A 12,738-nucleotide genomic window follows, 5' to 3' on the forward strand; every position below is an offset into this window, starting at 1 on the left:
TGCCACGACGGCAAAACCCCTAGAAATCCGGTGTATTATGTCCTATATGATAGATATCGCCCAATATGGGCAGCTTCGAACCCTGCGTCAAGGTAAGATGGCGATGATTTTGACACCAGCGCTCTGCCGGGCAGCCCGCGGCTTCCTCGATTGGACGCAGACGGATCTTGCCGACCGCTCCGGCGTATCGCGCAGCACGATCCGTGACTATGAAGGCAATCGCCATAGCTTGCATCGGGCGACGGAGGCGCAGTTGCGCCTGGCGCTCGAGACCGGAGGAATCGCCTTCTTCCGGATCGAAGGACATGAGATCGGCATTTGTACGAAGGCCCTGGTCGCCGAAGCGCCAGCGCCGACGCATACGGAAAGCTGCGAGATCCTTTCCAGCGCCGGCGAAAGAAACCGGACGCCGCCTAAGCCGGAACAATAGTGCCGGATAGCGCTGGACGCGGCCGGCACAACTTCCGACCATAAAGTCGCTTATGCAAGCCGAAGCCTTTCGCCGGCGTTACCTCGCGCGTAGCCGATAGAAGTCCGCTCGCGAGAAGGTGAACAGAAAGGTCCTCAATTCAGCCATATTCCAACCGATTACCGCATCCGCGCCGTACCCCCAAGACGACCGGAGAAACCCATGCCCAATACGACAGCGACCACAGCAGAAACATCCACCGCCCGCTACCGATCGTCGCAACGGCTCCTGCATTGGCTCATGGCCATCGTCATCATTTCAGCACTCGTCATCGGCCTTTATTGTTCCTACCTCACCCCGGGCATACCCCTGCGTCGCGCCCTCCTCGACATACACAAGTCCCTCGGCATGACGGCGCTTTTTCTCATCGCCATCCGCCTGCCGCTCAGACTTTCGCTGGGTGAACCTGCCTATCAACGGCCGCTTGGCGTCTTCAATCGCTATGCTGCCCGCGGCGCGCATATCTTGCTCTACATCTTGATGATCCTGATGCCGCTTGCAGGCTACGCCACATCTGCTGCCGGCGGTCATGATCTGCCATGGTTCGGCCTCTTCCAATGGCCCAACCTGCTGCCACACGACAAGGGCCTAGAGCGAGCCGCCGCCGAGATCCACGAATATGGTGCCTATTGCCTGTATGCTATCGTCAGTCTGCATATCCTTGCAGCGCTCTGGCACCATTTCGTCCGCAAGGATGAGGTCCTGAAGAGAATGTTGTTCTGAATCGATCTTTGTAACGCAAGCAGCGCGCCGGCTTTGCAGTAGATGGCTCAGATCTTCGCCGTCCCCACCATATGCGGTTTTTATGCAGTTTCCGCAGCCTTCGGTTTGTCAGTGATGGCATTCCGACTGCTGATGCTCGCAAGACCCGCCAATCGCCTTAAAAGGCAGTTCTGCGCAGCAGCGACGGGGAACCGCCTGCAACATATTGTAATATTTTCTAACACGCCGCTATAATTCCTTCTGCTATGGACGGCCGAGGATATGATCTGCGAGATTTTCCTTCGAAAGTCATCGATCGCTGGTTGCTCTCGGCCCATCTTTCAGCCCTTTCAGGCAGCGTAAGGTTTACTCCGGCACGCGGATAACGGGCGAAGGATCAGGATCTACAAACATGGTTGCGCGCATGAGGACGGTTGAGCCTTCACATCATATTCTCGTCGTCGAAGACGATAACGAGATTGCAACCATGTTAGTCGAGCTGATCAAGGATCATGGCTTGCGCGCTTCGCCCGTGCGAAGCGGCGCGGAGATGGACAGGATATTGCAAAGGCACCCGTTCGATCTCATCATTCTCGACGCCATGCTGCCCGGAGAAGATGGGTTCAGCATCTGCCGGCGCCTGAGATCGGCTGGAACGATCCCGATCCTGATGCTGACCGCGCTCACGGAGGATATCGACCGCATCATCGGCCTTGAGCTTGGGGCAGACGACTATGTCACCAAGCCGTTCAACCCGCGGGAACTCGTCGCCAGGATCAAAGCGCTTCTTCGCAGAGCTTCGTATGGTGCGGAGACATCGGAGCGGAAGCCGCTTACGAAGATGACCTTTTCAGGCTGGATGATCGACCCAAGAAGCAGGCGGATCGTGGACCCCGAGGGGGCCGAGGTGCTGATGACAACATCCGAATTCGATCTGCTGCTTGCCTTCTGTCACAATCCGAACCAGATCCTGACCCGTGAACAGCTGCTGTCGATGACACATGCGGGAACGGCCGGGCCGGTCGAGCGCAGCGTTGACGCGCAAATCAGCCGTCTTCGGCAGAAGATAGAACCAAATCTGAAGGAGCCGATCTTCATCAAGACCGTGCGGCTTGGGGGCTATCTTTTCGCCGCGAATGTCGAGTATCTGCCGTGAAGTGGCTATCCCGATCATCAGTCCGCACCCAGATCGCCATTCTCACCATTTTGCTCGCTACCATCGTCACGACCATAACGGCCGGCACCGAACCATTCGTTCGCGGCCGGTTCGACAAAGGTGTCGAAGTCGGACTTTTTGCAGGCCGCATCGAAACCATCGCGAAGGAGTTCGCGCTTTCGGCAGATGAAGCGCAAGGAGACGCCATCCTTTCAAGGTTCAGGGCGCAAGGCGTCAATGTCTGGAGGGCGACCGGTGAACAGACCGAAGGTTTGCCAATCACGACACAGGATATCGCCGCCGCCGTGCGCCGGCTGCTCGATTACAATCTCTTTCTCGATCCTTATGGCTTCATGGGCTGGAACAATCCGAAGACTTTGACGGTCAAAGCCGGAGATGGCAGCCTGGTATTTGCCTTGCCAGAATTTTCCACGACACGATGGGTCCTCCCCGCCGTGGTTGGCAATCTTGTGCTGATCGTTGCCCCCGCAGCCATTCTGGCAATCCTGACCGCATGGCTGATCGGAAGACCAATCGTCAATCTGGCAAAGGCAGCCGAAGGTGTGCGCTCCGATGACGAGCTTGACGAAGCTTTCGACGTTCGTGGCTCGGCCGAGCTGCGGAGTCTCGCAACCTCGCTCAACCTCATGCGCAAACGCATCCGCGAACTGGTGGCTGGGCGCACCCGCATGCTGACATCCATTAGCCACGACCTGCGCACACCGTTGACGCGGCTGAGAATGCGCACCGAGCGTTGCGAGCAAGCGGATTTGCGGCAACAAATGTTGAGAGACATCGATGTGCTTTCCGGCATGATCAACGAAAGCCTCGCTTATCTCGGCGGCGAGCTTGAGGCTTTGAAGAAAGTCGAGCTGTCCAGCCTTCTGCAAACCGTGACCGATGACTTTGCCGATACCGGCATCGAGGTCACTTTCGCCGGACCGCGGCGCTTGCCCTATATCTGCCGGCCGCGGGCGCTATCGAGAGCCATATCGAACCTGATCGACAACGCTTCCCGCCATGCCGGCCGCATCAATCTCACGCTTGCCGAGGACGAAGACGGTTCGGTCGTCATCACGGTTGCCGATGATGGCCCCGGCATCGCCGACGACTTGAAGCCGAAGGTCCTGGAGCCCTTCTTCAAGGCCGACAAGGCGCGTTCGCCGAGCGGGAATGGCGGTGGTTTCGGCCTCGGGCTTTCCATTGCACATGGAATCATCACCATCGGCCATCGAGGCAGTTTCGAATTGCGCGACAGCAAGCCGAGCGGCTTGGCCGTCGTGATACGCCTGCCTGCCAATTCCGGCATCGGCAATGCCGCAACATTTTCATAAAAATCCGAACACAACCCAACAAGGGCAAACTTTACAAGGAGATCGCAAAAACACTCCAGGAGCTCTCCATGAAGTCCCTTCCCGCATGCCTTGCATTGGCGGCCATTTCCCTTGCTGCAGCAGGCTGCGCCACTTCCGAACCCATGGTCTATCAAGGCCTCGCATCAGCGGCGCAATTGAGACCTGATCCGAGCGACAGTTCCGGCCGGGCACCGTTCAGCTACAAGGTGGTCGTGAACTGGAACCATTATGACAAGATCATCGTCGAGCCTGTCTCCATCTATAGAGGCAAGGACAGCCAGTTCGCAAACATGCCCGAAGAGGACAAGCAGAACCTCGCGCGCTATATGCATGACAAGTTCAGCAGTGTACTTGCCCAACGCTATTCGATGACCGCCATTCCTGGCCCTAGCACGCTGCGTCTGCGCTTGACGCTTGCCGGTGCGGAGGCGACCAATACCGTGCTCGGCCCAGCCTCTCATCTCGATATCGCCGGCGGCGTCTACAATACCGTCCAGGCGGCGCGCGGAAAACAGGGATCGATGACCGGCTCGGCGACCTATGCGGTCGAGATCTTTGATTCGACATCCAACCGCCTGTTGCTTGCCTATGTCTCCAAGCAATATCCGGGCGCGCTCAATCTTGGAGCGTCGTTCGGAAGTCTGAAGGCCTCCTATGTTGCAATAGACAAGGGCGCTGCAGATCTTCTGACCCGAACGAGGTAGATGGATGCAGGGTCGCAGGATGCGTATGATCCAATGAGATAGGAGCGAAAGGCAATGCATCTGCACTGCCTTTCGCCCGTCATAGACGTCCTCAGCCGCGGTCGTGAACCACGCCGACGATCTCGCCGGAACGCGAAACGCTCACCAGCAAGTCGTCTCCGTCTCTCCATGCTCGAACCAGATAGCGTGGTCCGACGTCTTGCACATCCTTGACCCGATATCCCCGACGCACCAGGAGACGAATGACATCAGACGGGCCGAAATCGTCGGAGTTCTGCCCCCATTCGCGACGTTCTTCGTGGCGGCGGTTCCATCGCTGCAGAAAATCGGCTTCCGGCTGACCTTCTCCCCGAGAATAGGTTGGCGATTGGTCCTCATAGAATACGACCTGGGCATAACAGGAGCTGACAGTTCCAATGGCAGCCGCCGATGCGGCCATCATTGTCAGTGCCGCGTAGTAGATCTTCATTGCTTGATCCTCTTGCTTCGCCGCCGCAAGCACAACGCCATGCAAGCCTCCTGCGAACGACCTCGCCAGTATGGCCAGTTCCAGTTTCGGCGGTGCATTTTTTTGTTGAGAAATATTGCGGCCGGCCAAACGGGCCATCGCATCGCTTGGCCGGCCGACCGCCGCGCCATTGCAGATGCCACCACGGCGCCACAGGCGCCTGGGAACTGGTCTATATCGGCCTCAAGGATGAATTTGCCTCAGACCGAAACATGACTGCTGACGAGATGACCATGTCTCAGATCATGAATCATCAAGGCGGGAGGGTCCGCTGCTTGCGGCACGCGAGATGCGTCGAGCATCAGCGGATTGGCGGGGCATATGGAACCGCATGTATAGGCCGGAATGCCCGCAAACAGGCTCGACATGCTCCGATGAACATGGCCGCTACAAATGGCGGCCGGCGGTCTAATGCCGCTCTTCAGCAGACCCGCCAAGGCTTGCGTACCCTTGCACATGACTGCATCCAACGGGGGAATACCGCAAGGGAACACGTGATGATGGGTGAAAAGCAACGCAGTGCCATTCGGGCTACCCGCCAATGCCCGCCGCAACCAGGAAAGATGTTGCGTGACGTCGCCATAGGCTTCGCCATCCACGCAGGTATCGACCCCGATTATGACAGACCCGCCGCAGGGTTCGATAAAATGCATTGCCGGCCGGTCGTGCCAATAATCCGGTTGCGGCATGATCGTCCGCATGACGGCCCGATCGTCCGAATTGCCCGGAAGGATCAATGAGCGACAGGCAAGGCGATGGAGCGATGTCGATATAAGGCCGTAGCCTTCGAGCCATTTCCCATCAACCAGGTCGCCGGAGACCACCAGCAAATCTGGCTGGAGGACCGCTAACCAGGATACGGCACGGTCAAGCCGCGCCATGCTATCATTCGTCGGGCTGGCGTGAATGTCGCTAATCTGGGCGATAAGCATGAGATCCGTTTCATGATGATGTGATATGTCAAACAACGATCGGTGCGACGCAGACCATACATTCCCTTGACTTCGCGTGCAGCCAAACCGGCTCGCATTGAAGAACATGCTGCGATCGCATTTCCATTCTCCGTCGCTTCAGGTTAACGGCAGCAAGAATCAACCGGCCTTCAGGTCCGGCTGCGGTTCGCCGATCTCCACCGCATGACCGTCAGGATCATAGAAGCGGAATACGCGCTGCCCCCATTCCTGCCTTTCGATGGGATGAATGAGATTGACATGCGGCGCTATCGCCTCGAAGGCAGCATCCACGTCCTCATGTTCGAAATAGAGAAGGATGTTTCGCCGCCCATAGGGTTCGGATGTTTCGCTGCTTTCCCTCCAGACCGTTTGCTCCAGCGATTTTCCATCATGAATCGCAAAGCCGGTTTCAAACAGCACGAAGCTGCCAAAGTCATTCAAAGCCCTGAGGCCCAACAGCTCACAGTAGAACGCCTTCGAACGCTCGATATCGCTGACGAAGGGGATTGGATTTACGAAACGCATCGCCAGGACCTGCTCGATTAGGGGAAACGAAGCAAACGAAAAACAACCTTCAAACTGCTTCACTATATCTGAGAACCGGATGCTGGTATCTGGCAAATGATTTCCACCTCGTCTCGCAATCGGAGGCCGCCCATGGCAGAAACCGCACGAACCATGATCGTCATGGATTCGGGAGAATCCCGCTTTCAATTGCGCGCCGGAGCAATGATCCGCCAGGGCGATCATATCCTTATTCACCGCGCACTCACGGACAACTTCTGGTCTTTGCCCGGCGGCCGGGTGGAGTTTCATGAGGCAGGCGCCGAGACACTTGCCCGCGAGATCGAAGAGGAAATCGGCTGCAAGGCGACCATCGGACCTTTACGCTTCATCATCGAAAATTTCTTCGAATTTGCCGGACGACGTGTTCACGAAGTTAGCGTCTATTACGAGGCGGAGCTGCTGCAGCCATTTCCGTTTCACGAAACGGAAATCGTCCATCGGGTGAAGGATGGCAATGCCGACCTCGAATTTCGCTGGGCACCTTCCACGCTGGTCGGGCTCGACCGGTTCGACCTGGTGCCAACTCCCATACGCAACCTCATCGTCACCAATCCCGCTGGCATTCAGCATTTCGTGCGGCGCGACGCAGCCTGAGTCTCCTGCCGTCTGCATCAATTGCAACAACAAGGAAATAACTTCATAAAAGCTCCGGCATGTTTGCCGAGTTTCCGATAGGCTCGAATCGTCAGGTCGTCATCCAATGTCGCGCATCGCCATTTTGGGAAATGCAGGCGGTGGGAAATCCACCCTCGCCCGCAAATTGAGCGAGCGCCACGCGATTCCCCATTTCGAGATCGACAGGCTGCTTTGGCAGGAAGGCTGGATTCCCACACCGATCGAGACTTATACCGAGCAGCATGAAAGGATCCTATCGGGTGAGAATTGGGTCATCGATGGCCTGGGGCACAAGAATTCGATCCCGGCACGGATAAATCGCGTGACCGAGATCATCCTCATCGATATGCCGCTCTGGATGCATTTCTGGCTCGCGGCCGAGCGGCAGATCGCCTGGCAGTCGGGCACGATCGAAAACGCGCCCGGCGGACTTTCGGCCATGCCACCGACGCGAGATCTGTTCCGGACCATATGGGAAATCGAGCAAGACTGGATGCCCGGCATTCGCCGCCTGTGCACGGAAGCGCAAAATGCCGGCAAGGCGCTGACACGGATAGGCAGTGTCGATGAGCTGGATGCGCTTACGAAGGAATTGGGGTGAACTGCGGCCTTGATGACTATTCAGATAAGCGGCAGTCGCGAGAACGACGACCGTAAAACCATTCCAAAAGATCCGCGATCTTTGAGATTATCTTCTTTGCTTTGATAACAAAGGGCTTTTAGCCTTGCCTAAACCCATAAGAACCATTTGCATCACCAAGGCTCGGACACGGCAGGCGATGGCATTGCGGTCCGAAAACAAAGACGAGCTTCGAAGAGGAAACCTCATTGCCCCGCCATACCACGCCGACTGGCTCCGATGCATCGCTTCCAACGCTTGATCTGTCGCGCCTCTATGCTTCGCCGGCAGAACATCAGGCCTTCATCGCAGAGCTTCGCACGGTGCTCTACGATCACGGCTTCTTCTATCTGACGGGGCACGGCGTCGATCCCCAGCTGATTGCCGATGTGGTCGCAACGGCCAAGCGTTTCTTCGCGCTGCCCATGGAAGAAAAGCTCAAGATCGAGATGGTCAAGTCACCGCACTTCCGCGGCTACAATCGCGCCGGCCAGGAGCGTACCCGCGGCGAACAGGATTGGCGCGAGCAGCTCGACATCAACACCGAAAGTACACCCTTCGAGATCGGTCCGGACACGCCGGCTTGGCGGCGCCTCCAGGGACCGAACCAGTGGCCGGAGGCGTTGCCGGAACTCAAGCCTCTGCTGCTTACCTATCAGGCCGAGGTGACGCGCATCGGCATCGACGTGCTGAAGGCGATCGCCGCAGCTCTCGGCCAGCAGGAAAACGTCTTCGCCGATATTTATGAGCCGCAGGCCTCGCAGCTTCTGAAGATCATCCGCTATCCCGGCCGGGACGTCGCCGAAACGGATCAGGGCGTCGGCGCTCACAAGGATGGCGGCTTCGTCACCGTGCTGCTCCAGGACACCACGCCCGGCCTGCGCGTGCGCACGGAAGACGGCGTCTGGATCGACGCACCGCCGGTGCCGGGCACCTTCGTCATCAATACCGGCGAGTTGCTTGAGCTTGCGACGAACGGCTTCGTGCGCGCCGACGTGCATGACGTCATCGCACCGCCTGCCGGCGTCGAACGTTTCTCCGTCGCCTTCTTCCTCGGTTCCCGACCGGATGCGACGATCCCCGTCATCGAGTTGCCGGAAGAGCTGAAACGATCGGAGCGCGGCATCTCGGTCGACCCCTTGAACCCGATCTTCCGCGAAGTTGGTCAGAACCAGCTGAAGAGCCGCTTGCGTTCCCACCCGGATGTCGCTCGCGCCCATTATGCCGATCTCCTGGCATCGGAACAGTCGGTTTAGGCCGGATACTCTGAAAATTCGAACGAGGTCGCTAGCTCAGACATCTCGTCTGAAGGCCAGCTCCGAGAGCAATTCCAGGAAAAGTGCGCAGCGGTTTTCCGTCCGGAATTGCGCGAAACCAAAGAGATAGAGCGGTTCAGAGATTCCGTGAAAAACTGAACCGTCCCTAGTGCTGACTATCCGGCACGACGACACGCATGCCGTCGATGACGCTGCTTGCGAGAATCTGACAGCTCAAGCGGCTGTTCGGCGCCGGCTCCATCACGAATTCGATCATCGTCGCCTCTTCTTCGGAAGGCGGCGGCAGAAGATCGAGATGAGGTTGCTCGATGTAGCAATGACAGGTACCGCAGGCCAAGGCGCCGCCGCATTGTGCCACGATGCCATCGATGCCGCTCCTGACGGCCACAGCCATCAGCGTTTCACCCTCCTGCGCCTTAACACGCGTCTCACGACCAGCGGAATCGATGAACACGATTTCACACATTGCATTCTCCATATTTTTCGGTAAGCCCGTTCACGCGGCAATAAGACGAACATCCAGACGTTGCGGACCGCGCACCGAGAGCCCGCGCTTGTAGGCGGGACTGTCATCCAGCAGTTCTATCGCGCGGGTGCGTCGCAGGAGCGTCGAGAAAATGATCTCCATGTCCAGCCGCGCGAGATGATTGCCGAGACAGAAATGCGCGCCGCCGCCGAAGGCCAAATGGCGGTTGGGGGTGCGCTCGACATTGAACACATCGGGTGAGTCAAATTGCTCCGGATCACGATTGGCAGCGCCATAGAGCAGGCCGATCTTCGTGCCCTTAGGCAGTGGCGTGCCGGCAATCGTCTTTTCTTCCGTCAGGTAGCGATGAAAGAATGGCAGCGGTGACTCGAAGCGGAACATTTCCTGGATGGCAGTCGGCATCACGGCCTGGGTTTCCCGCAGCTTGCTCAGAGCATCGGGATATTGCATCAAAGCATGCATGCCGCTACCCAACACATCGATGGTCGAGCCATGTCCGGCCATGAGGATCAGCATGCAGGTGGACACGAGTTCGTCTTCGGTCAGCTCGCCGGCAACATGCGCCTCGGTCAGCCGACAGAGAAGATCGTCGCGCGGATTGCGTACACGCTCGGCGATGAGTTCCTTGAGGAGTTCGTAGAATTCCGTCGTCGCGCGTTCGGCGATCGCCTTGCGCTCGGCGCTGCGATCGACATCGAAATACTGCACGACCTCTTCCGACCACTTGCGCAGCTGCCCGGCATATTCCTCGGGCACGCCCAACACGGAGCCGATGATGTGCCCGGGAACCTGCGAGGCGAGATCTTCCACGAAATCGATCGTACCTGCCTGCAGGAGACGGTCGAGCAGGCGGTCGACGAAATCCTGTATCATGCCGCGCTGGCGCGCAACGAGTGCCGGGGTAAATTCACGGAACACCTTGCGGCGCAGCCGGTCATGGGTTTCACCATCGGAATCCAGAAGGCTGAATTGCACGAAGCGCGAATGGTTCGGCATGTCGTGCCAATTCTGCCGAACCTTCTGCTCCTGTATCTCCTCCGGGGAAAGAAAGAATTCGAGCGAGCGCACGAGCGTCTTGTCAGCGGCGGCAACGGCCACATCCTGATAGCGCGACAGCAGCCATATGTCGAAATGCTCGTAATAGACGGGACCGGGAGTGGCGCGCAGCTCACGGTAGGCGGCATAGGGATCGTCAGTGAACGCTTGGCTGAGCGGATCGAATGCTGGGGTTGCCGTCGGCATAATCAGGACCTTTGTCCATTCTGGTTTATCACCGTAGAATACAGCGGCACGGCATGAAAAGACATGGATGCCAACCGCAGCCATATGGATAAAACTCTCATTCCCCAATAGGGTTAGGTCGCCATGACCGATAAAGCGACTTCACCAGCAACCCTCCCCCTTGACGACGTCTTCTTTCAGACTCCGGGCAAGTTGTCCCGCGCCTTTCCCTACACGCTTCTCGCCGCCGGACGCCGGATCTGTACGCCAGCGGAAATGCCGATAGCCCACCGCTTCAACCATCACACCTTGATCCTTACTCTCGGCGGAAAAGGCCTGTTGCAGGTCAACGGAGTCTCCAGCCAGCTGCATGAAGGGACGATCGCTTGGCTGGACTCCTCAATGTTGTATTCGCATCGCTGCGAGCCACGCCATGCGCACTGGTCCTATCTATGGGTGGGCTTCGTCGGATACGGGCTCGATACCCTGTTTGACAGCCTTGGCGTGGTCGCCAATCCGGTTTTCGACATGAAGGCTGTGCACAATCTACAAGGCATCTTTGAGGGAATCCTCGGTGAAGTGGAAGGAAGAGGCTTCTTTGCAGAGAGCCAGTGCTTCGCCTTGCTCGCCCAGTTGATCTCTTCATTGGTATCGGAGCGGGCCTACAATAGTGACGTTGGCGGCGCCGTTCAGCGCCTGCAGCGGGTCATGGAGACGGTTCGAGCCGATCTGTCACGCGCCTGGACGGTGGCAGAGCTCGCGCCCGCCGCCAATCTGAGCCAAGCCCAACTGTTCCGACGCTTCCGTCAGAGAACGGGAACGACGCCTATCGACTGGCTACGGCACGAGCGCGTAAACGCCGCCAAGCGGTTGCTGGTGATAACGGATGAGCAGATCGGCAAGATCGCCGCCAGATGCGGCTACCCCGATCCATTCCACTTTGCCCGTGACTTCAAGAAGCTGGTGGGCGTCACGCCGAGCGAGTTTAGACGGCAGGGCGAAAACGACAGACCACGCCGATCCTGAGGCGATTGAGTGCCTCTCAGCTTACGCTTGAAGAGGTATTTCATGACTGAACCATCTCGATTGGCTTGGGACATATGACGCGATAGAAGTCTGTCGTGCATGCCAGATTATTCGAAATGCATGCCGCGCTTTAGCTGGGGATTAAGAAGTGACGACCGAACAAAGCGTCCTGCGCATTTCCATCATCGTGACATTCGTTCTGGCCATCGCCGGTATCGTCTTCGGCATTCTCTCCGGCTCCTATGCGATCGTCTTTGACGGCGTCTACGCGCTAACCGATGCGAGTATGACGATCGTGGCGCTGATCGTTTCCAATCTGATCATATCCTCCGCGACGAACACGACACCCGCCGGCAAATTCGCCAAGCATTTCACCATGGGCTTCTGGCACCTCGAGCCGATGGTGCTTGGCCTCAATGGCGTCCTCCTGACGGGAGCCGCCGTCTATGCCCTGATCAACGCCATCGGCAGCATCATGGCCGGCGGCCGTCATCTCTCTTTCGATCAAGCCATCATCTACGCGGTGCTGACCATGATCATCGCCTTCCTGATGGCGGCCTATGGCAACCGCGCGAACAAGACGCTCAGATCCAATTTCATCGCACTGGACGCCAAGGCCTGGATCATGACCGGCAGCCTCAGCGGCGCATTGCTCCTCGCCTTCATCTTCGGCTTTTTCATTCAGGGAACGAAGCTGCAGTGGATGTCGCCCTATGTCGATCCGGTCGCTCTGGCTCTCGTCTGCCTCATCGTCATTCCCATGCCGATCGGAACGATCAAGCAGGCATTCGCCGACATCCTGCTCGTGACACCTGCGGATCTTCGGGAGCATGTCGATCGCGTCGCGACCGACATAGTTCGACGCTACAATTTCTTATCCTACCGCTCCTATGTCGCGCGGGTCGGCCGCGGCAAGCAGATCGAACTCTACTTCATCGTTCCACCGGATGGACCGGCGAAGAAGCTGGAGGAATGGGACCATATCCGCGACGAAATCGGTGAAGCGATCGGCGACGAAGGGCCGGACCGCTGGCTGACGATCGCTTTTACGACGGATCCGGAATGGGCGGATTGAGCAG

General features: G+C 57.9%; 14 protein-coding genes and 1 pseudogene. 10 read left to right on the forward strand and 5 right to left on the reverse strand.

Annotation, left to right across the window (positions count from 1 at the left end; all coding sequences use genetic code 11):
* Nucleotides 1-37: 37 nt before the first annotated feature.
* From GDN47_RS08135 to GDN47_RS08155, 5 genes and pseudogenes are all read left to right on the forward strand, one after another.
* A pseudogene (locus tag GDN47_RS08135) lies at nt 38-322 on the forward strand (helix-turn-helix transcriptional regulator); the annotation flags it as partial.
* A 309-nt stretch (nt 323-631) separates the two neighbouring features.
* The gene (locus tag GDN47_RS08140) at nt 632-1,192 is read left to right on the forward strand and encodes a cytochrome b (RefSeq protein ID WP_152093016.1); all 561 of its coding nucleotides are present in this window, start codon (nt 632-634) and stop codon (nt 1,190-1,192) included.
* Between the two features lie 403 nt (nt 1,193-1,595).
* Nucleotides 1,596-2,327: a response regulator gene (locus GDN47_RS08145; RefSeq protein ID WP_233788651.1), complete on the forward strand. Its 732-nt coding sequence runs from the start codon at nt 1,596-1,598 to the stop codon at nt 2,325-2,327.
* Entirely contained in the window at nt 2,324-3,661 is a 1,338-nt protein-coding gene (locus GDN47_RS08150; protein WP_113389489.1) for an ATP-binding protein, read from the forward strand. Before GDN47_RS08145 ends, GDN47_RS08150 begins: the two co-directional genes overlap by 4 nt.
* 68 nt (nt 3,662-3,729) lie before the next feature.
* Nucleotides 3,730-4,386 carry a DUF3313 domain-containing protein gene (locus tag GDN47_RS08155; protein ID WP_113329348.1) on the forward strand — a complete coding sequence of 219 codons (657 nt, stop codon included), beginning with the start codon at nt 3,730-3,732 and terminating at the stop codon, nt 4,384-4,386.
* Between the two features lie 91 nt (nt 4,387-4,477).
* Here the strand turns inward: GDN47_RS08155 and GDN47_RS08160 are convergent, their stop codons facing one another.
* The 3 genes from GDN47_RS08160 to GDN47_RS08170 form a co-directional block, all read right to left on the reverse strand.
* A complete protein-coding gene (locus tag GDN47_RS08160) occupies nt 4,478-4,993 on the reverse strand; it encodes a hypothetical protein (protein WP_233789809.1) in 516 nt (171 codons plus the stop codon).
* Between the two features lie 101 nt (nt 4,994-5,094).
* A complete protein-coding gene (locus GDN47_RS08165; protein WP_113329349.1) occupies nt 5,095-5,826 on the reverse strand; it encodes a phosphodiesterase in 732 nt (243 codons plus the stop codon).
* Nucleotides 5,827-5,985: 159 nt separating this feature from the next.
* Complete coding sequence (locus GDN47_RS08170; RefSeq protein WP_113329350.1) at nt 5,986-6,372, reverse strand: VOC family protein; 387 nt, start codon at nt 6,370-6,372, stop codon at nt 5,986-5,988.
* Between the two features lie 132 nt (nt 6,373-6,504).
* Between GDN47_RS08170 and GDN47_RS08175 the strand changes: the two genes are divergently transcribed.
* From GDN47_RS08175 to GDN47_RS08185, 3 genes are all read left to right on the forward strand, one after another.
* Nucleotides 6,505-7,008, forward strand: a complete 504-nt coding sequence (locus tag GDN47_RS08175; protein ID WP_113329351.1) for an NUDIX hydrolase — start codon at nt 6,505-6,507, stop codon at nt 7,006-7,008.
* 106 nt (nt 7,009-7,114) lie between these two features.
* Nucleotides 7,115-7,630 (forward strand): P-loop NTPase family protein, encoded by a 516-nt coding sequence (locus tag GDN47_RS08180; RefSeq protein ID WP_152093017.1) that lies wholly within the window; start codon nt 7,115-7,117, stop codon nt 7,628-7,630.
* A 227-nt stretch (nt 7,631-7,857) separates the two neighbouring features.
* The gene (locus GDN47_RS08185; RefSeq protein ID WP_152093018.1) at nt 7,858-8,904 is read left to right on the forward strand and encodes an isopenicillin N synthase family dioxygenase; all 1,047 of its coding nucleotides are present in this window, start codon (nt 7,858-7,860) and stop codon (nt 8,902-8,904) included.
* Nucleotides 8,905-9,070: 166 nt separating this feature from the next.
* Here the strand turns inward: GDN47_RS08185 and GDN47_RS08190 are convergent, their stop codons facing one another.
* Both GDN47_RS08190 and GDN47_RS08195 read right to left on the reverse strand, forming a co-directional pair.
* Nucleotides 9,071-9,391 carry a 2Fe-2S iron-sulfur cluster-binding protein gene (locus tag GDN47_RS08190; RefSeq protein ID WP_152093019.1) on the reverse strand — a complete coding sequence of 107 codons (321 nt, stop codon included), beginning with the start codon at nt 9,389-9,391 and terminating at the stop codon, nt 9,071-9,073.
* Between the two features lie 30 nt (nt 9,392-9,421).
* The gene (locus tag GDN47_RS08195) at nt 9,422-10,654 is read right to left on the reverse strand and encodes a cytochrome P450 (protein ID WP_113329790.1); all 1,233 of its coding nucleotides are present in this window, start codon (nt 10,652-10,654) and stop codon (nt 9,422-9,424) included.
* Between the two features lie 123 nt (nt 10,655-10,777).
* Between GDN47_RS08195 and GDN47_RS08200 the strand changes: the two genes are divergently transcribed.
* Together GDN47_RS08200 and GDN47_RS08205 are read left to right on the forward strand one after the other, a co-directional pair.
* Entirely contained in the window at nt 10,778-11,659 is an 882-nt protein-coding gene (locus tag GDN47_RS08200) for a helix-turn-helix transcriptional regulator (protein WP_233788649.1), read from the forward strand.
* A 148-nt stretch (nt 11,660-11,807) separates the two neighbouring features.
* A complete protein-coding gene (locus GDN47_RS08205; protein ID WP_113329354.1) occupies nt 11,808-12,734 on the forward strand; it encodes a cation diffusion facilitator family transporter in 927 nt (308 codons plus the stop codon).
* Nucleotides 12,735-12,738 lie beyond the last annotated feature (4 nt).

It is taken from the genome of Martinezella dioscoreae, assembly GCF_009176305.1.
Lineage (GTDB): Bacteria > Pseudomonadota > Alphaproteobacteria > Rhizobiales > Rhizobiaceae > Rhizobium > Rhizobium dioscoreae.